General features: G+C 62.2%; 22 protein-coding genes. 2 read left to right on the top strand and 20 right to left on the bottom strand.

The window, feature by feature from the left end:
- Nucleotides 1-31 precede the first annotated feature (31 nt).
- On the top strand, nt 32-1093 hold the full coding sequence (locus GSQ88_RS10800; RefSeq protein WP_210253784.1) for a TRAP transporter substrate-binding protein: 1062 nt from the start codon (nt 32-34) through the stop codon (nt 1091-1093).
- 158 nt (nt 1094-1251) lie between these two features.
- Here the strand turns inward: GSQ88_RS10800 and GSQ88_RS10805 are convergent, their stop codons facing one another.
- From GSQ88_RS10805 to GSQ88_RS10900, 20 genes are all read right to left on the bottom strand, one after another.
- Nucleotides 1252-2730 (bottom strand): NCS1 family nucleobase:cation symporter-1, encoded by a 1479-nt coding sequence (locus GSQ88_RS10805; protein WP_159007732.1) that lies wholly within the window; start codon nt 2728-2730, stop codon nt 1252-1254.
- Between the two features lie 112 nt (nt 2731-2842).
- On the bottom strand, nt 2843-4063 hold the full coding sequence (locus GSQ88_RS10810) for an ABC transporter substrate-binding protein (protein WP_159007733.1): 1221 nt from the start codon (nt 4061-4063) through the stop codon (nt 2843-2845).
- Nucleotides 4064-4199: 136 nt separating this feature from the next.
- Complete coding sequence (locus GSQ88_RS10815) at nt 4200-4625, bottom strand: DUF3052 domain-containing protein (protein ID WP_159007734.1); 426 nt, start codon at nt 4623-4625, stop codon at nt 4200-4202.
- 12 nt (nt 4626-4637) lie between these two features.
- A complete protein-coding gene (ftsH, locus tag GSQ88_RS10820) occupies nt 4638-6560 on the bottom strand; it encodes an ATP-dependent zinc metalloprotease FtsH (protein ID WP_159007735.1) in 1923 nt (640 codons plus the stop codon).
- Nucleotides 6561-6882: 322 nt separating this feature from the next.
- Entirely contained in the window at nt 6883-7989 is a 1107-nt protein-coding gene (tilS, locus tag GSQ88_RS10825) for a tRNA lysidine(34) synthetase TilS (protein WP_159007736.1), read from the bottom strand.
- Nucleotides 7990-8164: 175 nt separating this feature from the next.
- Nucleotides 8165-9151, bottom strand: coding sequence for a tol-pal system protein YbgF (gene ybgF, locus GSQ88_RS10830; protein ID WP_174247977.1), 987 nt, complete (start codon nt 9149-9151; stop codon nt 8165-8167).
- A 177-nt stretch (nt 9152-9328) separates the two neighbouring features.
- On the bottom strand, nt 9329-9820 hold the full coding sequence (gene pal, locus GSQ88_RS10835) for a peptidoglycan-associated lipoprotein Pal (protein WP_159007738.1): 492 nt from the start codon (nt 9818-9820) through the stop codon (nt 9329-9331).
- A gap of 320 nt (nt 9821-10140) precedes the next feature.
- Nucleotides 10141-10881 carry an N-acyl amino acid synthase FeeM domain-containing protein gene (locus GSQ88_RS10840; RefSeq protein ID WP_159007739.1) on the bottom strand — a complete coding sequence of 247 codons (741 nt, stop codon included), beginning with the start codon at nt 10879-10881 and terminating at the stop codon, nt 10141-10143.
- 167 nt (nt 10882-11048) lie between these two features.
- Nucleotides 11049-13379 (bottom strand): putative bifunctional diguanylate cyclase/phosphodiesterase, encoded by a 2331-nt coding sequence (locus GSQ88_RS10845; RefSeq protein WP_159007740.1) that lies wholly within the window; start codon nt 13377-13379, stop codon nt 11049-11051.
- A 186-nt stretch (nt 13380-13565) separates the two neighbouring features.
- Nucleotides 13566-14930, bottom strand: a complete 1365-nt coding sequence (gene tolB, locus GSQ88_RS10850; RefSeq protein ID WP_159007741.1) for a Tol-Pal system beta propeller repeat protein TolB — start codon at nt 14928-14930, stop codon at nt 13566-13568.
- A gap of 63 nt (nt 14931-14993) precedes the next feature.
- The gene (gene tolA, locus GSQ88_RS10855) at nt 14994-15923 is read right to left on the bottom strand and encodes a cell envelope integrity protein TolA (RefSeq protein WP_159007910.1); all 930 of its coding nucleotides are present in this window, start codon (nt 15921-15923) and stop codon (nt 14994-14996) included.
- 9 nt (nt 15924-15932) lie between these two features.
- Nucleotides 15933-16385: a protein TolR gene (tolR, locus tag GSQ88_RS10860; protein WP_159007742.1), complete on the bottom strand. Its 453-nt coding sequence runs from the start codon at nt 16383-16385 to the stop codon at nt 15933-15935.
- 41 nt (nt 16386-16426) lie between these two features.
- On the bottom strand, nt 16427-17140 hold the full coding sequence (tolQ, locus tag GSQ88_RS10865) for a protein TolQ (protein WP_159007743.1): 714 nt from the start codon (nt 17138-17140) through the stop codon (nt 16427-16429).
- 423 nt (nt 17141-17563) lie between these two features.
- A complete protein-coding gene (locus GSQ88_RS10870; protein WP_174247978.1) occupies nt 17564-18040 on the bottom strand; it encodes a DUF2852 domain-containing protein in 477 nt (158 codons plus the stop codon).
- Between the two features lie 104 nt (nt 18041-18144).
- Entirely contained in the window at nt 18145-18888 is a 744-nt protein-coding gene (locus GSQ88_RS10875) for a TetR/AcrR family transcriptional regulator (protein ID WP_159007745.1), read from the bottom strand.
- Between the two features lie 56 nt (nt 18889-18944).
- Complete coding sequence (locus GSQ88_RS10880; RefSeq protein ID WP_159007746.1) at nt 18945-19361, bottom strand: YciI family protein; 417 nt, start codon at nt 19359-19361, stop codon at nt 18945-18947.
- 84 nt (nt 19362-19445) lie between these two features.
- Complete coding sequence (locus GSQ88_RS10885) at nt 19446-19862, bottom strand: YciI family protein (protein WP_159007747.1); 417 nt, start codon at nt 19860-19862, stop codon at nt 19446-19448.
- A gap of 140 nt (nt 19863-20002) precedes the next feature.
- Nucleotides 20003-21211 carry a serine hydrolase domain-containing protein gene (locus GSQ88_RS10890; RefSeq protein WP_159007748.1) on the bottom strand — a complete coding sequence of 403 codons (1209 nt, stop codon included), beginning with the start codon at nt 21209-21211 and terminating at the stop codon, nt 20003-20005.
- Nucleotides 21212-21322: 111 nt separating this feature from the next.
- Entirely contained in the window at nt 21323-21688 is a 366-nt protein-coding gene (locus GSQ88_RS10895; RefSeq protein WP_159007749.1) for a nuclear transport factor 2 family protein, read from the bottom strand.
- Between the two features lie 11 nt (nt 21689-21699).
- Complete coding sequence (locus tag GSQ88_RS10900) at nt 21700-22347, bottom strand: glutathione S-transferase family protein (protein WP_159007750.1); 648 nt, start codon at nt 22345-22347, stop codon at nt 21700-21702.
- 138 nt (nt 22348-22485) lie between these two features.
- Here GSQ88_RS10900 and GSQ88_RS10905 point away from each other — a divergent pair, with 138 nt between their 5' ends.
- Entirely contained in the window at nt 22486-22983 is a 498-nt protein-coding gene (locus GSQ88_RS10905; protein WP_159007751.1) for a winged helix-turn-helix transcriptional regulator, read from the top strand.
- The last annotated feature ends 275 nt before the right edge of the window (nt 22984-23258 follow it).

The raw sequence follows: 23258 nt of genomic DNA on the forward strand, positions 1-23258 counted from the left end.
GCCCGACACAAGGCGCGGCCAGGAGAACATGATGGCCAGGATCGGCACAAATCCGTCGGCGACACGCCGCCTGGTGACAAGACGCACGCTGACAAGACGCACGCTGTTGACCGGCGCGGCCGCCGCGGCGGGATCAGCCCTCTTCGTCAAGCCGACGCGCGCCGCCGAATATCAATTCTCGCAATATCACAACCAGGCCGCCACCGGTCCGCTGCACAAGAACCTGACCGCGATGTGGGAGGCTGTGCGCACCGAGACCAATGGCCGGGTCGAGACCAATGTCTTTGCCGAAAACAACAAACTGCCGGGCGGCGATCCCGTCGCGCTGAAAATGCTGATGTCAGGCGAGATTCAGTTCTTCACATTGATGGGCGGCATCATCGGCACGGTGGTGCCGGTGGCCGAAGCACAGCAATTGCCGTTCGCCTTCAAATCGGCGGCGCAAGCCCATCAAGCGATCGACGGCCCGCTCGGAAAATACATCGGCGAGGAGATGGCGGCCAAGGGCATGTACCTGTTTCCGGTCGGCGGCTTCGACAACGGCATGCGGCAGGTCGCCTCGATCCCGCGCGCGATCGCAACACCCGACGATTTCGCCGGCATCAAAATCAGGGTGCCACCGGGACAGATGATGATCGATACATTCGCGGCATTCGGCGCCGAGCCGGTGACCACGTCGGCCAACCAGATTTACGACGCGCTGAAAACCGGCAAGGTCGATTCACAGGAAAACCCGCTGTCGATCCTCGAGGGGTTCAAGCTTTACGAACTGGTGAAGTATGTCAGCCTGACCAACCACATGTGGTCCGGCTTCAATGCGATGGCCAACCTCGCGCTGTGGACCTCGCTGCCCCCCGACATCAAGGATGTGATCGAGCGCAATTACGCCAAATATGTCCGCCTGCAACGCCTGCAACAGGGCGCCTTCAACGCCAGCCTGCGCGACGATTTTACCAAGCGCGGGCTGCTGTTCAACGAGGTCGATCAGGCCCCCTTCCGCGCCCGGCTCCCGAAAGTCTATGCCGCCTGGAAGGAAAAACTCGGCACCAAATGCTGGTCGCTGGTGGAAGCCGAGGTCGGCACGCTCGGCTAAATAGGTTCGCAGCTCGTAGGGTGGGCAAAGGCGCGCTTGCGCCGTGCCCACCATCGCATCTCGTTGCGTTCAATGGTGGGCACGCGGAGCCTGTCATCGGGCGCGCGTTCGCGCGACCCGGTGGCTTTGCCCACCCTACAGCGCTGAATGACGGATCGTCACGCCACGACCCTGCCGGGCGGCGACAGCGCCGGCGCTTCGCGGCGCGTCAGCGCGGTGTACAGCACCGCACCCAGCGACGACCCGATCAGCCAGCCCCAATCGCCGATGTTCGGGATCACGCCATAGCCGCCGCAGAGCGACAGGCCGATGGAAATCACGCCTGATATCGCGAGCGCAACCAGCGCGGTCCGGTTCCAGCCGCCGTCGTAATGCAGGGAGCCATCGGGCGACATCGTGTAGAGGTCTTCCAGCACGACCTGCTGTCGCTTCACCAGATAATAATCGGCCACCATGATGCCGAACATCGGGCCCAGCGCGGCGCCGAAGATGCTGACGAAAATGGTGATGGCCTGCGGGCTCGAGACGAAGATCCACGGGCATACCAGTACCGAGAGGATCGACGTGATCAGGCCGCCGAGGCGGAAATCGATCTTCTCCGGATACAAATTGGAAATGTCGTAGGCCGGCGAGACGAAATTGGCGACGATGTTGATGCCCATGGTGGCGACGATGAAGGTGATGGAGCCGATCGCCACCACCCAGGGATTGCCTATCCGCTCGACGATCGCAACCGGATCCATGATCGCCTCGCCGAACACCTTTACCGTGCCCGCGGTGACGATCACCGTGATGATCGCGAACACGATGAAATTGAGCGGCAGCCCAAGGAGATTGCCGACCTTCATGGCCTTCTCGTCGCGCGCGAAGCGGGAGAAGTCGCCAAAATTAAGCAATAGCGCCGCGAAATAGGCCACGATCAGCATCGCCGCACTCGCCATGTGACCGATCGCCGATCCCTCCGCCCGCGGACTGAGTTGCAGCGAAAGACTGGACGTGCCGGTCTGCGTCAGAATCCAGATCGCCAGCGCGAACATCACGACGTAGACGACCGGCCCGCAGAAATCGATGAACTTGCGGATCGTCTCCATGCCGTTGAGGAAAATCAAAAGCTGAAACACCCACATGAACAGGAAGCTGAACCAGCCGAGCGCGGACAGGCCGAGGAAACTGCTGTGGGTGAACGTCTCGGCCGCGGGATAAAACGCCAACACCAGCGCCTGCACGGCCTTGGAGGCAAAATAGGTCTGGACGCCGTACCAGACGATGCCGACGATGCCGCGCAGGCCCGCCGCGATATTGGCGCCCATGACGCCGAACGACATCCGCGCCACCACCGGGAACGGCGTGCCGTATTTCAGCGACGGACGCCCGATCAAGTTCATCAGGAAGTAGACCGCGGTGATGCCCACGATCATCGCCAGCAGCACCTCCCAGCCCGTCAGCCCCAGAAAGAACAGGCTGGCCGCGAAGGTATAGCCGCCGACCGAATGCACGTCCGACATCCACATCGCGAAGATGCTGAAGACGCCCCAGGTCCGCCCCTCCGGCGCGACCGGCGCCAGATCGTGGTTATAGAGCCGCGGGTCGGCACCGGGGATCGCGAGGGATGGCGGCGCATTCGAATGGCCTGACATCGACAGCTCCTGCGTTCAAGGACGGCAACGTGCTCGTTTTTCGAAGCAAGTCCCGCGCCAAAAGTTCAAACTAATTCCGGGATCGCGCCACGACGCGCGCGCCCGGCATGACTTAGTTCCCGGTCTGCAACTCGCCGAAACGCTGCCAGTTCTGACCGTTGAAGCGCATCAGCTGCATCTGGTCCACCGGGATGTGATCGGTCGGGCTGGTGTTGATCTTGATCCCCGGCAGCAGCATCGGCAGTTCCAGATCGTGGATCGCGTAGGCGTGCTTGAGGATGTTCTCGGTCGACAGATCGTCGCCGCAGGCCTTCAGCACCGCTTCCAGCGCCATCGCGCTGTTGTAGGCGTTGACGTAATTGGTGTCGTGCTGGTCGGCCTCGGGCACATATTGGCTCATGAATTCCCGCCACGCCTTGACCCCGGCATCGTCCTTCCAGGCGGGATCGTCGGGGTCCTTGACATAGGCGGTCGAGATGATGCCGGTACCGGCCTCGACGCCCGCCGGGATCATCACGGTCGAAATCCATACCGCCGTGTTCGACAGGAACGTCATCGGCCGCCAGCCGACCTCGAAGGCTTTTCGGATCGCCTGCGCCGCGAATTTCGGCGTGGCGGCAATCACGAATACATCGGCGCCGGACGCCTTCAGCTTGACGATCTGCGAGTCGATGGTGGGATCGGTGACTTCATAAGTCGATGCCGTGACGATGAACTCATATTTTTCACCGAGCACGTCCTTCAGGCCTGCGAGATAGTCGCGGCCGAAATCGTCGTTCTGCGAGATGACGGCGAATTTGGCGTTCGGATTTTTCGCCAGCGCATAGCGCGCGTAGAGCCGGGCCTCGTAGCGGAACGGCGCCTGCACGCCGACGGTAGCCTGCGGGAACTGCGCGATGTCGGCGAATTTCGAGGCGCCGGAAGCCAGGAACAATTGCGGGATGTTGTTGGCTTGCAGATATTTTGCGATCGCGGTGTTGTGGGCGGTGCCGATCGAGGAAAAGATCAGCGCGACCTCGTCGCTCTCCACCAGCCGCCGCGTCTGCTCCACGGTTTTGGGCGGCGCGTAGCCGTCGTCCAGCGAGATCAGATCGACCTTGCGGCCGTTGATGCCGCCGCGCGCGTTGAGCATCTTGAAATAGCCGGCCTCGCCCTTGCCGAGCGCGCCGAACGCCGACACCGGGCCGCTATACGGCATGGTCTGGCCTATTCTGATTTCGGTGGGGGTAACGCCGCGCATCTCGACCGCGTTGGATGCCGCGGGCCAGGCCAGACACGCGAGCGCGCCGATGGCGCCAATGTCCATGACGCCAATACCCGTGACGAAACGCATCGACACGCCCTCCCCGGTCATTCCGGGGCGCGGTTATGTCCACGCTCCCGGTACGACGAAACCATGCCATGACACCGACAACGACGCCAACCGGAATCCACTGGTGGTCACCGGACAGCGGGACAGCCGGCCGAGTTCATTTTGTGCGTTTGGGTTTCGTCCGCAGCCCGGTCGGGATCACGAATTTCAATCCGGACCAGGTGTCGTCGATGGCGCAGACCTTGATATCGACCAGGCCAAGCGGAAGCGCGGTCTGCCGAACCACGACATCGCTCAGGTCGGTGGCAATGCCGGACGACTTCTTGGGCCACGACACCCAGACCATCCCGTCCGGCGCGATCGCGTCGCGGGCTGATCGCAGATGCGCCGCAAGCCCGCTGGCCTGCATCGCGAACACATGCACCATATCCAGCGGCGCTTTCAGCACAGCCGCGATCGTGACACCGGCGGGCAATTTGCCGACGATGTCCTCATAGGCTCCGGGCGCGCCTGCCGTAAAAATGAAAAAGCCCGGCTTGATGCCGAGCTTTTCCACAACGGGTTTGCCGGAAGCGCCGGCCATATTCGAACAGCGTTACGCCTGCGGCTGTGGCTCCAGGCCGGGATCCGAATCCGGTCGCGGGCGCGGCTTGCCGGCCGGCGGCACCGCCGACGTGCGCGGGGTCGAGGGCTCCAGCACCGATTCGCGGTTCGGCTTCTTGCCCTTGAGCAGATCGGCGATCTCATCGCCGGACAAGGTCTCGAACTCGAGCAGACCCTTTGCCAGCGCTTCGAGGTCGGCGCGCTTCTCGGTCAGGATTCGCGTGGCTTCGTTGTAGCCCTCTTCGACAAAGCGCCGGATCTCGGTGTCGATCTTCTGAACCGTGGCTTCCGAGGCATTCTGGGTCCGAGACACCGACATCCCCAGGAAAACCTCGTCCTGGTTCTCACCATACGACACCGTGCCGAGCGCCTCCGAAAGGCCCCAGCGCGTCACCATCATGCGGGCCAGCCGGGTCGCCTGTTCGATATCGGACGAAGCGCCCGAGGTGACCTTTTCGCGGCCGAAGATCAGCTCTTCGGCAACGCGGCCGCCCATCATGATGGCCAGGCGCGAGGTCATCTGCTCCAGCGACATCGACAGCTTGTCGCGCTCCGGCAGCTGCATCACCATGCCGAGCGCACGGCCGCGCGGGATGATGGTTGCCTTGTGGATCGGATCGGTGGCGACGACGTTGAGACCGACGATGGCGTGGCCGCCCTCGTGATAGGCGGTCAGCATCTTCTCTTCTTCGGTCATGACGAGCGACTTGCGCTCGGCGCCCATCATCACCTTGTCCTTGGCCTCTTCGAACTCGGACTGGGTCACCATGCGCTTGTTGCGTCGCGCCGCGGTCAGCGCCGCCTCGTTGACGAGGTTCATCAGGTCGGCGCCCGAGAAACCGGGGGTGCCGCGCGCGATGGTCTTGAGGTTGATATCCGGCGCCAGCGGCACCTTGCGGACGTGAACCTTGAGGATCTGTTCGCGGCCGACGACATCCGGATTCGGCACCACCACCTGGCGGTCGAACCGGCCCGGACGCAGCAGCGCCGGATCCAGCACGTCAGGCCGGTTGGTGGCCGCAATCAGGATCACGCCCTCATTGGCTTCAAAGCCGTCCATCTCGACCAGCAACTGGTTCAGCGTCTGTTCGCGCTCGTCATTGCCGCCGCCGAGGCCGGCGCCGCGATGACGGCCGACCGCGTCGATTTCGTCGATGAAGATGATGCACGGCGCGTTCTTCTTGGCCTGCTCGAACATGTCGCGGACCCGGGAAGCACCAACGCCGACGAACATTTCGACGAAGTCAGAACCCGAGATCGTGAAGAACGGCACATTGGCTTCGCCCGCCACCGCACGCGCGATCAGCGTCTTGCCGGTGCCGGGAGGTCCGACCAGCAGCACGCCGCGCGGAATGCGTCCGCCGAGGCGCTGGAATTTTCCGGGGTCGCGCAGGAATTCGACGATTTCCTGCAAATCCTGCTTGGCCTCGTCGACACCCGCGACATCCTCGAAGGTCACGCGGCCATGCGCCTCGGTCAGCATCTTGGCGCGCGACTTGCCGAAGCCCATCGCCTTGCCGGCGCCGCCCTGCATCTGCCGCGACAGGAAAATCCACACGCCGATCAGCGCGATGAACGGCAGCCAGGAGACCAGCAGCGAGACGAACCACGGCACGTTGTCGCCCGGCGGCTTTGCAGTGATCGAGACCTTGCCGTCATAGAGGCGCTTCACCAGGCTCGGGTCACTCGGCGCGTAGGTCTGGAAGCTCGAGCCGTTGGTGAAGGTGCCGTGAATTTCCGGCCCCTGGATCACGACGTCGCGAACGTGGCTGGCGTCGACTTCCGTCAATAGCTGCGAGAAGGAGATGTCCTGCGAGGAGGTGCGCTGACCAGGATTCTGGAACAGCGTGAACAACGCCAACAGCAGCAGAACAATAATAACCCAGAGGGCGAAGTTGCGCAGATTGGCGTTCATCGATCTTCCTTCGTGGTCGCGCGGATCGCGGCCGTTTAGCCTTGTCGATATCCTTGTCGATATCCTCGGCAGCATCTCTGGGAGCCACAACGGAAGCTCCCGCGCGACTCTCTACAATCTAGGTGCCGCCCCGGTCGCTGCCAAGGGAACCACACAGGACTATTTAACGCATCCTAGCGCGATTCCCGTTCAAATAATGGCGCATAAATCGGTGTTTTCGAGGGTGGTTAAGGTCTCGGGCCGCCTGGGACGGTGGAATGCCACCCAAGGTTACAAATTCAAGGCCAAATCCGCCGCAGGACCCTGTGCCGCCCGGTCTCGCTCAATCCTGCGAAGCCCTGTTGCGCTGACGGCGCGGCGGCGCCGGTTCGACCCGGATTCGGCCGTCAACCAGGCTGATCAGGGCGCCGGCAAGGGTCTGTTTTAGTTTTGGCCGCGCTGCCCCGCGCTTTTTCGCACCCGCTTGCGCCAGTGCAGACACCAGCGCTTCGACCTTGCCGAGTTCCGCCGGGCCCTCATGGCCGAAACGATCGATCGCACGCTGCAACAGCCGAACCTGGATCTCCTCAGGCATGGCGGCAAAGGCCTCGAAGTCGAACACCCTGACGTTCATCGGGGCGTTGGAAAACTCCAAATTGGAGATATCGCGGTACTGTCCGGCGTCTGAGGCGTCGCGATCCCTCAAGGCGAGATAGCGCTCGGCGCCATCGGCCAGCACTTCGACGGCCGCATTGGCGCGCGCCAGCCGCGACGCCAGCCGCGCCAGATTTCGGGCGTCGCCGCCTTCGGCGGCAAGTGCGGGCATCAGCGCACGCAGTCTTGGCCGGGTGAAATGGATGTCGCGATTGGTCGGATCGTCGGCAAAGTCGATCTTTGCCTTCTTGAGGGTCGCGACGAGCTGCGACTTTGAAATATTCAGCAACGGCCGCGCCAGCATCACGCCCTCCCGCGGGGTCTGCCTGACCATCGCCGCGAGACCCGCGATGCCGCTGCCGCGCAGCATCCGCATCAACAGCGTTTCGGCCTGATCGTCACGGGTATGCGCGGTCAGGATATGGCTCGCGCCGTGGTCGCGTGCGGCCTTTGCCAGCAGGCGGTACCGCGCGGCCCTTGCTGCCGCCGGCAGCCCGGTTTTCGGCTTGGCGCCGCTCCAGCGCAGGGTGTGATGCGCGAGATCAAGGCTGCGCGCCAGCCGCTTGACGTCATTGGCTTCGCGCGCGGATTCCACTCGCAAGCCATGATCGACGGTGACCGCGACGAGGCGCGGACCGCGCGGCAGCGAGCGGCGCCAGCGTGCCGCGAGCCACATCAGCGCGACCGAATCGGGCCCTCCGGAAACCGCGAGCACGAGCGCGGGCACAGCCTTCCATTCCGCGAAAAGCTGTTTCGCATCGGCAGCCGAGATCGCGGAGTTTTCGTCGTCGGGCATGGCCTCGCCGGTCAAAGCGCTATCCAGCCTTTTAGGCCGAGATGCGATCCAGGCCCAGCCTTGTGTGACCGGCGTCGTCAGGCATCGCGCACGCCGCCGCGGCGCACGCGACAGGCTCTATTGTTTGAGCATGATCTTTTCGGAAAACCGGTTTGCACTTTTCCGGATCATGCTCCTAGCACTTGACCCGCTTTTGCTCGCGATCGACAGCCGATTTGACGCCGCCCGAGGCGCGGGGATATTTCCGCGTCACCTCGCCGAAGGCAGCACAAGCGGCTTCCTTCTCTTTCAGCGCCGCCAGCGATTGGCCGAGCCGCAGCAAGGCGTCGGGCGCCTTGGCCGATTTGTCGAATTTGGTGGTCACCGCGAGAAAGGCTTCGGCGGCGTCGCGGTATTGCTGACGCTGGAAGAAACTCTCGCCCAGCCAATATTGCGAATCCGCAACCAAAGGATCGCTCGGATATTTCTGCGCGAAGTTGCGCATGGTCTGCTCCGCGAGCGCATAGTCCTTGCGCTCCATGTAGCCGATGCCGAGGTCGAACTCGTCGCGCGGCGTCGCCGATGGCGGCAGCGTAGCGAGCCCGCCACCGCCGGTGTTACCGGCGCCGGGATAGCCGAGATTGAGCGGTTCGCCCGCGGCGCGCCCGCCGGGAGCGCCAACCGGTCCATCGTTGGCCACCGGTTGCTGACCGCCACCGAGCGCGCGCGGCGCGCCGGGCGCGTTGGGATTCTGGTTGGGATCGAACGCGTCGCCGCGACGCCGCCCGGATGCGGGCGCTTCCTCCTGATAGATCGGCGCCGGAGCGGCGGCCTGCGGCTGCGGCTCGTAGCCCGGCTGCGGCTGCCGATAGCCCGGGTTCGGTTGCGGCGGGGGAAGTGCGGCCATGCCAGGCTGCGCGACCGGGGGCGGACCGCCGGGGGCGGGCTGCGCGCCGCCCTGAAGCGTCCTCAAGCGGTCCTGCAGCACCTGGTTCTGGTGTTGCAGTTCCTCGTTCTGGCCGGTGAGTTGCCGTAGCTGGTTCTCGAGCTGCTGGATTCGCATCTCCGGATCGCCATCGTCGGATTGCGCCAACGCTGCTTGCGAAAACAACATCGGCGACCCAAGCGAGAGCATCGCGGCGAGCACCGTGGCATGGCTAATTCTGTGAAATCTGGATGACATTTTGGCCCGGCTGCGAAAGCGGCGTGACATCGACAAGTACTGGAAACCAAACCACATTGAGGCACGGAGTACGCCAAAAATGTGACTGATACAAACGGCTTCGGACACCGCTTTGTTACAAACAAAACCGGCGCCACGAGGGGCGCCGGCGAGGTAATTTCGTAAAGCCGCGAACGTTTAAGAGCTGGCGTTCAGGACGGTGACGGCGCGGCGATTTTGCGACCAGCACGAGATGTCGTTGCAGACCGCTACGGGGCGTTCCTTGCCGTAGGAGATCGTCCGCATCCGGCTCGCATCGATACCGCGCGACGCGAAGAAGGAGCGAACCGACTGCGCACGCCGCGCGCCGAGCGCGATGTTGTATTCACGGGTGCCGCGTTCGTCCGCATGGCCTTCGATCGTGAAGGCGTAGCGGTTATAGGTCTGCAGCCACTGCACCTGCTTTTCCAGGGTCGCAATCGCCTGCGGCGAGAGATCGGTCTGATCGCTCTCGAAGAACACGCGGTCGCCAACATTGACCACGAAGTCCTGCTGGCTGCCCGGCGTGGCCGCGCTCGCATTCGCATCCATACCGAGCGGGTTCTTATTGGCGCAGGCGCCCATCGACAGCGCCACCGCGAGCACCGCAGCCAGTTTCAATCCCTGGAGGATACGCATCTGATGTCTCATTCGGGAGCCTCCAACGCTCACGTTTTCCAACTGTCATCCGGTCTACAGGGCGATGGTTAAGCGAACGTTCCGTCAACCTTGACGGGGTGTTGCCAGAGCCGATCAAATGCCCCCTAACGGCGAAAAGCGACCGTGATAGTTAATCAGTTGTAAATGTGGCGCGAGGGTGAAGGCAAGCGGGGAACCGGCCGGAATCACCTATTTGGCCACCAATGTCCGGCCCGGAGGCGACGCGGGGCACAGCCGCGTCCGTCGGCAGCAAGCCGCAAAGGGTGGCAACAGCCCGAGAAGGCGGCAATTCGGTTTGAAATCCGGCCTGATCAGGTGCCCGGAACAGTCGAGGCGCGATCGAACGAGGTGACCACCCCGCGCGGCGATGATTGGCGCTCGCCCCGGCGCAGGAACAGCTTCCGTCGCTCAAAAGCGCTCGAGCGCATAATGGGAAAGCGGGCCAGGACCTGGTCGTGCCGGGCGCGGAAATCGGACGCCATCAATCCCACTTCGACGAGAGCATTCGGAAACTGGCGCGGTTCGGCGATGGTCTCGTACAGAAAGACCTGACGATAAAACCTCTGGTGCCCGGCGCGAACCAGCGCAAGCCCGGTATCAACGTTGAAATGCTCGCATGCCATATAGGCCAGCCGCAGCGTCAGGTAGGGAAGTTCGGGAAACCGCCGGGCTTTTTCCGGGTCAGCAACAAAGCGAGCCGGATCGATGAAAGTCTCGCCTTGATCGAGGCGCGGGTGCAGAACATCGCTGAACAATTCGGCCGTATAAGACATCCGTTGTTCCGACGTCAAAAGGTGAAGGCGGATGGAACTACAGAGTTCTCCATCAATATGGACCCCGAACGTCAAGGCGTTGGGCGCATCGTCATAATGATCGCCGTAGCGCTCAGCCTCTGACGCCGGGATTAGTTCGTTGCGCCGATAGGCCCTGTAACGCATCAAATAAAGCTGATCCTTTTCCTCGCGCGTCTCGATGGGTCGGTAAACAACGCGATCAGAGAGCCCTAGATCTCGCACAAAGAGCGAATTGCGCGCTTCGGCTACGGAACCCATTTAATACTCCTCACGGCGCCCATACAACTTTCGCGCGCAGCGAAAATGTTAACAGCTTCTTAACGAAGAGGCAAAGGAATCGCGGTGGTAACGTTAATCAGATCGCGCGCAATTTAACGGCCGCGAACGAGAGCAATGTTCCACGAACATGCGGTGACGGAGAATATTCAGGCGATGGAGCGCGAGGAGACCACGAGCGTCGGTTCGTCGACGGAGCGGCGGCCGTGCGAAACATTCAGCAACTGACGCAGCCTTGTCGCCGGGACCGGCCGGCTGAACAGATAGCCCTGCCCCTCGCTCACCGTGCCGTCGGCGCTGATCAATTCGAGTTGCTCGTTGGTCTCGATGCCTTCGACCACGACCGACATACCGAGATCGGCGGAGAGCCGCGCCACGCCGCGCAACAGCGTCAAGGGGCGGTCGGTGTCGATGCCCTCCAGGAAGGAGCGATCGATCTTCACTTTCTGCAATGGGAAATTGTGCAGATAGCTCAGGCTCGAATAGCCGGTGCCGAAATCGTCCAGCGAGATCCGCACGCCGATCGCCCGCAACTGCGACAGCACGTCATGGGTCAACTGCGTGTTGCGCAGCAGCGAGGATTCGGTGATTTCGATTTCGAGACGGTTCGCGGGCATGCCGGAGACTTCGAGCGCATAGCGAACCTCGCTCAGCACGTCCCGCTGATGGAATTGATGCGGCGAGAAATTGACCGCGACGCTGACGGCTTCCGGCCATTTCATGCACTCCATGCAGGCCTTGCGCAGGATCCAGCGTCCGAGATCGACGATCAGGCCCATGTCCTCGGCGACCGGGATGATGTCGATCGGGGAGACCGTGCCGCGCAGCGGATGATTCCAGCGCAGCAGCGCTTCGCAGGTCGAGATCCGGCCGGATTTCAGATTGACCAGCGGCTGGTAGAACAGCTCGAATTCCTCGTTGGCCAGCGCCTTGCGCAGGTCCAGTTCGAGAATGCGGCGCGACTCGACGGTCAGCGCCATCTCCTCGCGGAAGAAACAGAAGGTGCCACGGCCATCCGCCTTGGCGCGGTAGAGCGCCATATCGGCGTTCTTGAGCAACGTGTCCGCGCTGACGCCCGGCGACGTCATCGCGATGCCGACGCTGGCGCCGATCTCGACCAGGTGATTGTCGATCTTGTAGCGCTCGCTCAGATGATCGACGATGCGCCGGGCAAGACCGGCGGCGTCGTCATTCGATTTGATATTCTGCTGAAACACCACAAATTCGTCGCCGCCGAACCGCGCGACGAAGTCCTCCGGGCGCAGCATTTCGCGCAAGCGATCGGCCACCGCGCACAGCAATTGGTCGCCACAGGGATGACCCAACGTGTCGTTGACCTGCTTGAACTGATCGAGGTCGACAAACAGCAGCGCCGAGCACGATTCGGCGTCATCCTGCAGCGCCAGCAGGCGCCCGATCTCGTCGCGGAAATTGACCCGGTTGGGAAGCGCCGTCAGTTCGTCGTAGCGCGCCAGATGGCTGATCCGCTCTTCCGCGTTGCGCCGCTCGGTGATGTCCTCCACCAGCACGACGGTGCCGCCATCGGCCATCGGCTGGAACGCCCAGGACAGCGACCGGGCGCGTATCACGTCGGGATCGGTCGTGATCATATCCTTGGTCTGCGTATCCTCGATCTCGGCGAGAATCATCTTGCCGCTCACCGCCGAGACCGATCCGGCGCCGACGCAAGCCGCAATGATGGCAGCCGCATTCGCACCATGCTGCACGAGATCCTCGGACAGTTCCATCATCTCGGCGAAGCGATGGTTCATCACCGCGAGGCGTCCGTCGGCGGCGAACATGCACAGTCCGTGCGGCATATTGTTCAAAGCGGTGTCGAACTGGCCGGCCAGCGCCGCCTCGCGCTCACGCGCCACGAGCGCCTGCATGAATATCTTGTGTAGATTGGCCGAGATATGCGTGAGCGCCAAAACAAACGCGGTGCACACGACCGCCATTCCCGCGTAATAGAGCGTGCCATGTAACGCCAGCGCGACGACAGTCGGACCGAAGCAAAGCACCACCTGTAGCTGAAATATCCACTGCTTGCCGTAGGCCCTGCCCGCCCCTCCCGCCGCCAGCCCGGTGGTGACGGACAGGCAAATCATATGGGCCACAGCGTCATCGGTGCTCAAAAGAGTGGTCGCGCACCATATGCCGATCGCCGCGGGCTGGATCATCGCGCGGATCTGAAAGCGCTTCTTCCGATGCTCTGCTTCATCGCCGGTCAGGGCCGACGTGCGCGCATGGTATCGGTGCAAGTCGACCATCCGGACAGCGCCGGTCGCGATGAGAAGCCCGACACACGCCCAGATCGGATATTCTCCGGTCTTCAGCGCAGTCATGGTCGCTGCAAAGACGGCGAACACGATGCCCGCGAGCAGCGTCGCGGCTGTTTCGAACAGCGAATCGACCAACGCCGCGCGAATCAGCGGCGATATCTCCTCGACCGGTACTTCCCGCTGACTGGCAAGCTGCATGTTCAGACGCGCGTCCTTCTCAGCGCGCACTTTTACCTGCGGCAGATGAAGTCTTTCTGAGGGAATATCGTTACCGAGATATTGCTTTTTATCCCGGCAAACGAAAATATGCGTGCTAAATCAGCAAGCTAGGCAAGCTTTGCCGGGGCGTGGCCCGCTACCGGCGCAGCTTGTGGGCCTTTCCGGTCAGGACAACAGCGGCGACCAGGCCGGATCGGACGCGAAACCCGGGGTCGGGACGCGCTGCTCGAAGCGTCCGGAAATATCCACCGTGAACAGCGACGCGCCGTCATTGCCGCCAGGATCTCGGAAGAACATCAGGACTCGGCCGTTCGGCGCAAAGGTCGGGCCTTCGTTGTGGAAACTGGAGGTCAGAATCCGTTCGCCCGAGCCGTCCGGCTTGATGATGCCGATCGAAAACTGGCCGCCGCCTTGTTTGGTGAAGGCGATGTAGTCGCCACGCGGCGACCACACCGGGGTCGAATAGCTGCCGTCGCCGAACGAGATACGCTGCGCCGGCCCGCCGGCTGCCGGCATCACGTAGATCTGCGGCTTGCCGCCGCGATCGGATTCGAAGCACAGCCGCGATCCGTCCGGCGCGTAGGACGGCGAGGTATCGATCGCCGGCGTGTCGGTCAGCCGCGTGGTAGATTTCGAACGCAAATCCATCACGAACAGATTCGAATTGCCGCCCTGCTGCAGGCTCATGACGATGCGCTGGCCATCGGGCGAGAACCGCGGCGAGAACGACATGCCCGGGAAATTGCCGACGATCTCGCGCTGCCCGGTCTCGATGTTGAGCAGGTAGACCCGCGGGTCGCCCTGGCCGAATTCCATGTAGGTGATCTCCTGGGTCGACGGCGAGAACCGCGGCGTCAGCACGAGATCGGAGCCCTTGGTCAAATAGCGGACATTGGCGCCGTCCTGATCCATCAAGGCGAGCCGCTTGACCCGCCGCAGGGCGGGCCCGCTTTCGTCGACGAACACCACGCGGCTGTCGAAATAACCCTTCTCGCCGGTCAGCCGCTCATAGATCTGATCGGAAATGATGTGGGCGATCCGCCGCCAATATTCCGGCGAGGTGAAATATTGCTGGCCGGTCAATTGCTGGCCGGTGGCGACGTCCCAGAGCCGGAATTCCGCTTTCAGCCGGCCGTCGGGCTGGCGGGTCATGCGGCCGGTCACCAGCGCCTGCGCGTTGATGGTCTTCCAGTTGGCGAATTGCGGCGCGGTGTCGATGTTGGTGATGTGTTCGATATAGGCGGCCGGATCGATCGGGTTGAACAGCCCGCTGCGCTTGAGATTGTTGGTGATGACTTGCGTCACGCCAGCGCCGACCTCGGCATCCGCCGGCGTTCCCGCCACGAAATTCGGGATCGCGATCGGTAGCGCAACGAAATCGCCCTCGGGGATGGGGACGCGCTTCGGAGCCTGGCCGAAAGCATGCCGCACGCCGCCGCCTGTCAGCACGCCGAGCGAGGCTATTCCGGAAACGATCTGCCGGCGGCTCGGGCGGAACGGTATCTCACGCAATCCATCTTTTTGGGTCATTTTTATAGGCGCTTCATTTCACGTTTGCGGTCGCCGACGGGCGGCCATTCTCAAGTTTTTTGCTCAAGTCTTATGGTCGGTGAACACCGGTGCAAAATATTTCCATTCGTCGAAATAGGCCGCGGGCAGATTATACGGCTGGCATTCGATGATCGCGCGCAGCGCACTCTCCTGATAGACCCGCAGGTACGGCGTGGCCGGCGTTCCTTCCGGAATCGGTGCGCCTTCCAGCGTGCCGTCGCGCTTCAGCCGGATATCGAAAACGATCTCGGGATTTTGGCTCTCGATACCGCCAAAGGGCTTCTTCCAGCAGCGTTCGACCTGGGACTGGAACATCGTGCCCCAGGTCGCCGAGTTATCCGCGGCCTTGCCATGGGAGAGGCCGAGCGCAGCGTTGGAATTCAGCGTGTCGCCGGCGATCGCCTGCCGGGTCGGGTCGCGCTTGTCGAGCAGCGCTGCGATCTTGGTCTGATCGAAGGATCGTTCCGTCTTCGGCTTCGGCGGTTGCGGGGGCGCTGCCTGGGCAACCGGCTTCGGCGGCGGTTTCTTCTCTTCCTTCTTCAGGGCTTCCGCGATCGGGTCGACCTTGGGCGGATCGGGCTTCTTCTCGATCGGCTTCGGCTCTTCCTTTGGCTTGGCTTCCGCGACCGGTTTTGGCGGATCCGGTTTTTTCTCGACCGGCTTTTCCTCGACCTTGGGGGTCGGCGGCGGCGAGGCGTCGGTCACCACCGGCGGCTTTTCGCTGATCTTGCCGACCGCGTCATCGACCGGCCTGGCTTCGGCGACCTTTTCCGCCAGCGGCTTCGGATTTTCCTTCTTGCCGGTTTTCATGCCGGCGGTGACATGGGCAAGCTGGTCGGCGGAAATGACGTCAACCGGCAAGGATTCTTCCGGCATGGATTCGAAGGCTTTGGACGAGAACGACACCAGCCCCCAGCCGATCACGAGGACGTGCAGGGCCACAGACGCAACCAGTGTCTTGTCGACCTTCACCTTCACCCGTTAGTTCCCCTGCTCCACTTCGGTGACCAGCGCCAGCCGCTTGAAGCCTGCGCCCGACAATTGGCCCATCACCTTGGCCACCGTGCCGTAATCCGCCTTCTTGTCCGCCCGCATGAAGATGCGCTCGTCCATGCCGCCGCGGGCATCGGTAATCGCCTTCAGCTTCGGGATCAGGTCGGCCATCGCGACTTCGGTATCGTTGATGAATACCTTTCCCTTGACGTCGACCGAAAGCTGCAGCGGCGTCTTGTCCTGTTCGAGGCTCTTGGCCTGGGTCTGCGGCAAATCGAGCGGCACGCCCACCGTCAACAGCGGCGCCGACACCATGAAGATGATCAGCAGCACCAGCATGACGTCCACCATCGGGGTGACGTTGATCTCCGCCATCACATTGGCGCGACGGCGACCGCGGCGGCCGCTACCGCCGGCCGAACCTTGCATGTTCATCGCCATGATCTGGTGCTCACCATGCGCTCACAATAATATACCGCTCCTCACGCCCGCTCGTCGATCTGGCGCGACAGGATCGCTGAAAATTCGTCGGCGAACCCCTCCAACCGCTGGGCCTGCCGGTTCACCTCGGATGTGAACTTATTGTAGAAAATAGTCGCTGGAATGGCCGCGATAAGGCCGATTGCGGTGGCAAACAGCGCCTCCGCGATGCCCGGCGCCACCACCGCCAGCGAGGTGTTCTTCGAGGCGGCGATCGACTGGAAGCTCGACATAATGCCCCAGACCGTGCCGAACAGGCCGACAAAGGGGCCGGCCGAGCCGACCGTGGCCAGCACCAGCAGCCGGCGTTCCAGCCGCTCGATCTCGCGGGAGATCGAGACGTTCATCACCTTGTCGATCCGCATCTGAAGGCCGGCAAAGGACCGCGCCTGGCTTTCGAACGACCGCTTCCATTCGCGCATCGCCGCGACGAAACAGGCCGCCATCGACTGCGTCGGTTTGGCCGACAGCGCGCGGTAGAGTTCCTCGATCGACTGGCCGGACCAGAATGCCTGCTCGAAGCGATCCATCGCCCGCTTGGTGCGCGAATAGAGGATGATCTTGTCGATCGAGATCGCCCACACCCAGACCGAGCAGGCCAGCAGCCCCAGCATCACCACCTTGACGATCAAGGCGGCCTGCAGAAATAGGGCAATCAACGACACGTCGCTCGACGCGATCGGCAAGGCTGACTGAGCCACGTCGGCCGGATTCATGATCGGTATCCTCTCAACGTCCCAAAATCCCCGGAGGCCAGCAGCCACCGGTTCCCCGGCCGCGCGTCAGGCGCACTGGCCAAGCGCCAGCGCGAAAACCCTTATTGTGTCGCATGGGAGGCCCGTCCAAAGCCGAGGCCTGCATCCCCTGCCAACATGTCAAAACGAGGGCTGTCAGCGCGTCCGTAACTCGCTAACCAGACGCTAATCATGGTTAAGGCGGAGTTACCACGGCGGATTTTTGCCCTGTGGCAAAACGACGGCGAAGCCCATAAACAGGCATTTCCCGGGTTGATGGCTCGAGGCGCCCAAAACAAAGCCGCCCGTCTGCTTTCGCAAACGGGCGGCCATGGGGCCGTCAGACTGATGGGGGCATTAGCCTGAGGCTTGGACCTTCATTCAACGCTCGGTCACGCGTCCGGCTTAGCCCTGCGGCTGGCCATCCGACTGGGCGGCAGGCCGGGGGCGGTGTTGCGCCATGAACTGGTCGAACTGTTCCTTGTCCTTGGCGTGACGCAGCCGATCGAGGAAATCCTTGAATTCGGTCTGCTCCTCCTCGAGGCGCTTCAGCGTCTCGACGCGGTATTCGTCGAAGGCGCGGTTGCCGCTCGAGGGCGGGCCGAACCCACCGAAGCCGAAGCCGCGGCGCTCCATGTGGCCACGCATGCGCTCCATCTTGTACTGCATCCGCTCCATTTTATTCTGCCAACGATCCTGATGACTCCAGCAACCCATGCTCGTTCTCCTCAGTGTGAAAAACAGGAAGGCAAGACCAACCGGCCACCAGAACACGAAGCCAAGAATGGTCGCGATCACCATGCCGGGGTGAATATGCATACGTGGGCGATAAGGCTCTTCAGTGGGCCCGCGCCATTGATTGACATCTGCGGTGTAGGCCATTTCCTTCTCCGTGACGGCGACATGCCGTGTGAATGTAAATAACATTTACATACCTAAACCACGGCTGGTTTTTGTCAAGCCGGGCACCGGCCCCGCTTTGAAATTTATTTTGGGGTGCCCCAAGGGCCTGAAGGTGGGCCTGAAGGGGGGATAGGGGGCGGCGTGGCGGGCTTCTGACCGGCCGGGTCGTTTGGCGCCGCGGCGCTGGGCGCGGTCGAAAAGCCGAGGCCGCGCAGATAAATCAAGACCTCGGCTTCCAGCAGATCTTCCGCCGACATCGGCAGCTTGCGGCGGGCCGCATCGCCCCGCGCGAACAGCGACGCCACGCCGTGCGACATCGACCAGATATGCAGCGCCATCATCAAAGCCGGCGGGCGTGGCGTGCCCGCCGGCGCCAATGCCGCGAGGCGCTCGGCAGCGGCGCGGATGACCGCGAAAGCGCGCTCGCTTGCTGCAAGCAGCGCAGGATTGAGGTCGACCGCGAGCCCTGATTCAAACATCGCCGAATAGAACGCCGGCTCGCCGCGCGCAAAAGCAAGATAGGCCTTGCCGACCCGCTCGAACGCGCTGACGGTATCCGGACGTCCATCGTCCCACGCCGCTGCCAGCGCCTGCTCGAACTGCTCGAAGCCGCGTTCGGCGATGCTGGAAAGCAGTTCGTCGCGGTCGCGAAAATGCCGGTAGGGTGCTGCGGGGCTGACGCCCGCCAACCGTGCGGCATCGGCAAAGGTGAACCCGGCAGGGCCCTTCTTCGCGATCAGCTCGAGCGCTGCCCGCTGCAACGCCTCTTTCAGATTACCGTGGTGGTAGCCGCGCTCGGCGCGGCTGTCTTCCTTGCGCCAGCTCATGTGAAGGACTTTTACATGAGCCGGTCGCAAAGGTCACTAGAAACCGCCGCCGGCTGTTAGTTCGCCGGCCTGGCCTGCAGTTCGGTAGATCCGGCGGCCGCCTCCTGAACATCGTCAGGAAAATCCGACATTTCCATCACCTGACGGATTTCGATGACCTCGTTCTCGGAAGCCGGGCATCGCTTGGCCCAGGCGATAGCCTCCTCGCGGCAGGTGACGTCGATCATCCAGTAGCCGCCGAGCACCTCCTTGGCCTCGGCAAAGGGACCGTCGGTCACGACCGGCTTGCCGCCGGGGAACGAAACCCGGGCGCCCATCGACGGCGGATGCAGGCCGTCGAGCGTAATCAGCACGCCGGCCTCCTTCAGCGCTTCGTTATATTTCCCCATCGCCGCGATGGCCTCGGCCGAAGGCATGGTGCCCGCCGCAGCCGTCGCATAGCCCGCCGGTATCATCAGCATCATGAATCGCATGGTCGGTTTCCTGTGATCTGGAATTTGTCGTCATTGCGCGACATGCGTCTTCGCCGAATCCGCAAATGACGACGGTGGATGTAGCTATTTCTTCTCAGTCTGCGCCCGCAAACGGGCTTCCTGATCGCGCAGCTCGGGCGTTAGCGCCTCGCCGAAATCTTCCGCCGAGAAGACCTGCCGGATTTCGATCTCGGCGCCGCCGTCAAACGGCGCGCGCTTCATCCAGTCGACGGCCTCGTCGGGCGATTTGGTCTCGATCAGCCAGAAGCCGGAGACGAGATCGTTGGTCAGGTCAAACGGCCCTCGGCGCACCGCGGCCCGACCGGCGGAATATGTCAGTCGTGCGCCCTTCGAGGAAGGATGCAGGCCTTCGCCGGCCTGCATGACGCCGGCCTCGACCATTTCAGCGTTGAACTTGCCCATTGCCGCGATCAATTCCGTGCTCGGCATCACGCCGGCTTCCGAATCCTTGCTGGCCTTCACAATCACCATGAATCGCATCACGCTCTCCGTTTGATCCAATACCGCCGGCCATGCACCGGCGCCCATCAACAGGACGATTGGGGTTTTGCCGCACCGACAATCCGAGGGGAATTATTTGAGGGGTAATTGCGCCAGCGTCCGATCGCCGCAGGCGGTTCTCAATCGTCGATCGCCTGATAGACCGACGTCCAGAAGTCGGTCAGCACGGGCGGCGGCTGCGGTGAATCCATCATGCGTTGGGTGAGCAGGATGCCGGTGAGTTGCTCGCGCGGGTCGGAATACCACGAGGTGCCGTAACCGCCGTCCCAGCCGAACCGGCCCGGCGTGTTGCAGAGGTCGTCGCGCTTGCCGAAGACCGACATGCCCATGCCCCAACCCCTGTTGTCGCCGAAAAATATCCCGGAGCCGAGTTTCTGCTCGGCTGAGATCTGATCGGTGGTCATCAGTTCTATCGCCGGCCGCGACAGAATGCGCTCGCCTCGCAGGCGGCCGCCATTGAGCATCATCTGCGCGAAGGCGTTGAAATCATCCGCCGTCGAGACCAGGCCCGCGCTGCCGTTTTCAAACACCGGCGGTTCCGCGAACTTGCCCGCGACGGGATCATCGAAGACTTTCAGCTGCTGCGTTGTGTGATCGCGCATATAGGCGGTGGCGAACCGCGCGTGCTTGGCCTGCGGTACATGGAACGCCGTGTCCTTCATGCCGAGCGGCGCGAAGATGCGCTCGCGCAGGAATTCGCCAAAATTCATCCCCGCCGCGCGCGCGATCAATACGCTCAGGATTTCAGTGCCGGCGTTATAAAGCCAGCGCTCGCCGGGCTGATAGAGCAATGGCAGGCTGCCATAGCGCCGCATCAATTCGTCCGGCGGGAACGACGGAAATACCGGCCCCGGTGCGAAGCCCGCTTCCGCGATGGCCTTCTGTATCGGATAGCGATCCGGAAACACCATCAGCATGCCGTGGCCCGAACGGAATGTGAGCAGGTCGCGAAGGGTGATCGCACGTTTGGCCGGCACGGTGTCGTCGAGCGGGGCATCGATCGCCCGCAATACCTTGCGGCCGGCCAGTTCCGGCAACCATCGATCGACGGGATCGTCGAGCCGCAATCTGCATTCCTCGATCAGGATCATCGCGGCGACCGCAGTCACCGGCTTGGTCATCGAGGTAATCCGGAACAGTGTATCGCGCCGCATCGGCGCGCCGCCGAACGCCATGTTGCCGATCGCGTCGATATGAATCTCGCCACACCGGCTCACCAGCGTAACCAAGCCGGGCACATCGCCCGAGTTGACATGACGCGCCATGGCGTCGTGCAGGCGGCCCAGGCCCGATTTCGACAGGGCGCCCGCATTCGCGAGATCCATCATCCGGTTTCCCTACCAATATATCCAATCATCATCCCTCGATAGGACGAACCGGATCAGGCTCCGCCGACACGAACGGAATTTTTATTCGTGGGTTTTTATTTGGCAGATTTCTTATTGCGGCTGTTTGACAAATACGCCGTGCCGGTAGCTTGCGCCAAAATAGACGTCGATGCGCTTGATCTTGTCGCCGTCGAAACGGAAGAACTCGGTATTGCGAAAGCTCTTGCCGTCCCTGGCCACGCACCGATAAGTTACGAAGGCCTCGTCGCCCTCGACAAATATCTTTTCGATATCTTGTTGTTCGATCCAGTCGGGGCTCTGCCAGCAGCGCGCGAAATAATTCGCCTTGTCGACCCCGTCGTCATACGGGCTCGTAAAGCGGAAATCGTCCGTGAAATAGTCCTCGACCGCCTTGCGGTCGTTGGCGAGGTAGGCTGCGAAGACGGCGCGGACGAGGTCCAGTTTGCCTGAAGCCATTTTGAGGTCCTCTATTGCGGAAACAGCTTGAAATAAGGCTCAGCCTCCTTCAGCACACGCGCGAAAGCGGACCGCGCCATCAGGCGATCGAGATAGGCTGCAAGCTTCGGGCGCGCGTCGCCGATCGGCACCACCTTGTCGGCGTAGAACAGCGCCGGCGATGCGGCACAATCGGCGATGCTGAAGGCTTCGCCCATCGCCCAGGTCTTGATGCCCATCTCGTGTTCGATCATGCCGTAGCAGAGCTGGATTCGTGCCCTCGCCTCCTCGACACCCCGCGGATCTTTCTGGGCTTCCGGCCGCAGCCGGTCATCGACCATCTTTTGTACCGATAGATGCACATAGAGATCGTAGAATCGCTCAGACAATCGGGTCTGCCAGGCGAGGTCCGCCTCGGCGGGAATGAAGCGTGTCGGCCCGGGATAATAGCGGTCGAGATATTCGATGATGATGCTCGATTCCGGCACAGTCTGGTTCCGCGCATCGTCGCGCAACACCGGAAACTTGCCGATCGGCCACAGTTTCAGCAACGCCGCACGCTCGGCCTCGTCGCCGAGATTGACCATATTCGGCGTGAACGGGGTGTCGTTCTCGTATAGCGCGATCAGCGCCTTCCAGCAGAACGACGATAGCGGATGGAAATGCAGCGTGAGCGACATCTGACCTCCCTGAATGACCGGCGCGGCCGCGCCCCTTAACTGATTGTATTTTGCAACTGGTTGTAGATTGATATAACTGGTGCGATATTGCAAGCAGTTTTTCGCCGTGGCCATCCGGGCATGGCGCGGGAGAACAAGATGGCCGACACGAAACGCTCCGGCTGCCCGATCAATCTCACGCTGGAAGTGGTCGGTGACAAATGGAGCCTGCTGGTCATCCGCGACATGATGTTCGGCAACCGGCGGCATTTCCGCGAATTGCTCACCAAGTCCGACGAAGGCATTTCCTCAAACATCCTCGCCGACCGGCTGAAGACGCTGCTCGGAGCCGGGGTCATCACCCGCGACGACGACCCGAGCCACAAGCAGAAGGGAATTTACTCGCTCACCGAACAGGGCGTCGAGCTGTTGCCGATCCTCGCCCAGATGGCGGGCTGGGGGTATAAATATCTTCCGGTCAGCGAAGAGCTCGGTATCCGCGCTAGATTATTGAAGGAAGGCGGCCCGAAGATGTGGGCCGAGTTCATGGATGAGTTGCGCGAAACCCATTTGGGCGTGAAGCGACGCAAAAAAGCCGGACCATCGGCGGGCGAACGATTGCAGGCGGCGTACGAGTGCGTCATCGCGAAAAAATAATTTCAGATCGCGTCTCCGTATTACTACGGACGAAGTCTGCACGGCCTTTCGTATCGCTTCATCCTTACCACTACGGACGGCAATCCCGTAATTGATGCTGCATCCGTCGTGTGCGATCGCGCGCGCCTACGAAAAACTCCGGCAATACTGCGAGATATCTACCTCCGCTGCTTTCATCGATCGCGCTTTTCTATCGGGCGATAGGTTCCGCGTCGAAAAGCTTTTACCGTTGCTAAACGCACATTTGCAATTTTCACGTTCATTCGAAGCGAATA

This window comes from Bradyrhizobium sp. S69 (genome assembly GCF_009766005.1).
Lineage (GTDB): Bacteria > Pseudomonadota > Alphaproteobacteria > Rhizobiales > Xanthobacteraceae > Bradyrhizobium.

Excerpts from the sequence above, each read along its gene's own strand:
- GSQ88_RS10800 (WP_210253784.1), top strand. The coding sequence starts at position 32 with ATGGCCAGGATCGGCACAAATCCGTCGGCGACACGCCGCCTGGTGACA.
- GSQ88_RS10805 (WP_159007732.1), bottom strand. The coding sequence starts at position 2,730 with ATGTCAGGCCATTCGAATGCGCCGCCATCCCTCGCGATCCCCGGTGCC.
- GSQ88_RS10810 (WP_159007733.1), bottom strand. The coding sequence starts at position 4,063 with ATGCGTTTCGTCACGGGTATTGGCGTCATGGACATTGGCGCCATCGGC.
- GSQ88_RS10815 (WP_159007734.1), bottom strand. The coding sequence starts at position 4,625 with ATGGCCGGCGCTTCCGGCAAACCCGTTGTGGAAAAGCTCGGCATCAAG.
- ftsH (WP_159007735.1), bottom strand. The coding sequence starts at position 6,560 with ATGAACGCCAATCTGCGCAACTTCGCCCTCTGGGTTATTATTGTTCTG.
- tilS (WP_159007736.1), bottom strand. The coding sequence starts at position 7,989 with ATGCCCGACGACGAAAACTCCGCGATCTCGGCTGCCGATGCGAAACAG.
- ybgF (WP_174247977.1), bottom strand. The coding sequence starts at position 9,151 with ATGTCATCCAGATTTCACAGAATTAGCCATGCCACGGTGCTCGCCGCG.
- pal (WP_159007738.1), bottom strand. The coding sequence starts at position 9,820 with ATGAGACATCAGATGCGTATCCTCCAGGGATTGAAACTGGCTGCGGTG.
- GSQ88_RS10840 (WP_159007739.1), bottom strand. The coding sequence starts at position 10,881 with ATGGGTTCCGTAGCCGAAGCGCGCAATTCGCTCTTTGTGCGAGATCTA.
- GSQ88_RS10845 (WP_159007740.1), bottom strand. The coding sequence starts at position 13,379 with ATGCAGCTTGCCAGTCAGCGGGAAGTACCGGTCGAGGAGATATCGCCG.
- tolB (WP_159007741.1), bottom strand. The coding sequence starts at position 14,930 with ATGACCCAAAAAGATGGATTGCGTGAGATACCGTTCCGCCCGAGCCGC.
- tolR (WP_159007742.1), bottom strand. The coding sequence starts at position 16,385 with ATGGCGATGAACATGCAAGGTTCGGCCGGCGGTAGCGGCCGCCGCGGT.
- tolQ (WP_159007743.1), bottom strand. The coding sequence starts at position 17,140 with ATGAATCCGGCCGACGTGGCTCAGTCAGCCTTGCCGATCGCGTCGAGC.
- GSQ88_RS10870 (WP_174247978.1), bottom strand. The coding sequence starts at position 18,040 with ATGGCCTACACCGCAGATGTCAATCAATGGCGCGGGCCCACTGAAGAG.
- GSQ88_RS10875 (WP_159007745.1), bottom strand. The coding sequence starts at position 18,888 with ATGAGCTGGCGCAAGGAAGACAGCCGCGCCGAGCGCGGCTACCACCAC.
- GSQ88_RS10880 (WP_159007746.1), bottom strand. The coding sequence starts at position 19,361 with ATGCGATTCATGATGCTGATGATACCGGCGGGCTATGCGACGGCTGCG.
- GSQ88_RS10885 (WP_159007747.1), bottom strand. The coding sequence starts at position 19,862 with ATGCGATTCATGGTGATTGTGAAGGCCAGCAAGGATTCGGAAGCCGGC.
- GSQ88_RS10890 (WP_159007748.1), bottom strand. The coding sequence starts at position 21,211 with ATGATGGATCTCGCGAATGCGGGCGCCCTGTCGAAATCGGGCCTGGGC.
- GSQ88_RS10895 (WP_159007749.1), bottom strand. The coding sequence starts at position 21,688 with ATGGCTTCAGGCAAACTGGACCTCGTCCGCGCCGTCTTCGCAGCCTAC.
- GSQ88_RS10900 (WP_159007750.1), bottom strand. The coding sequence starts at position 22,347 with ATGTCGCTCACGCTGCATTTCCATCCGCTATCGTCGTTCTGCTGGAAG.
- GSQ88_RS10905 (WP_159007751.1), top strand. The coding sequence starts at position 22,486 with ATGGCCGACACGAAACGCTCCGGCTGCCCGATCAATCTCACGCTGGAA.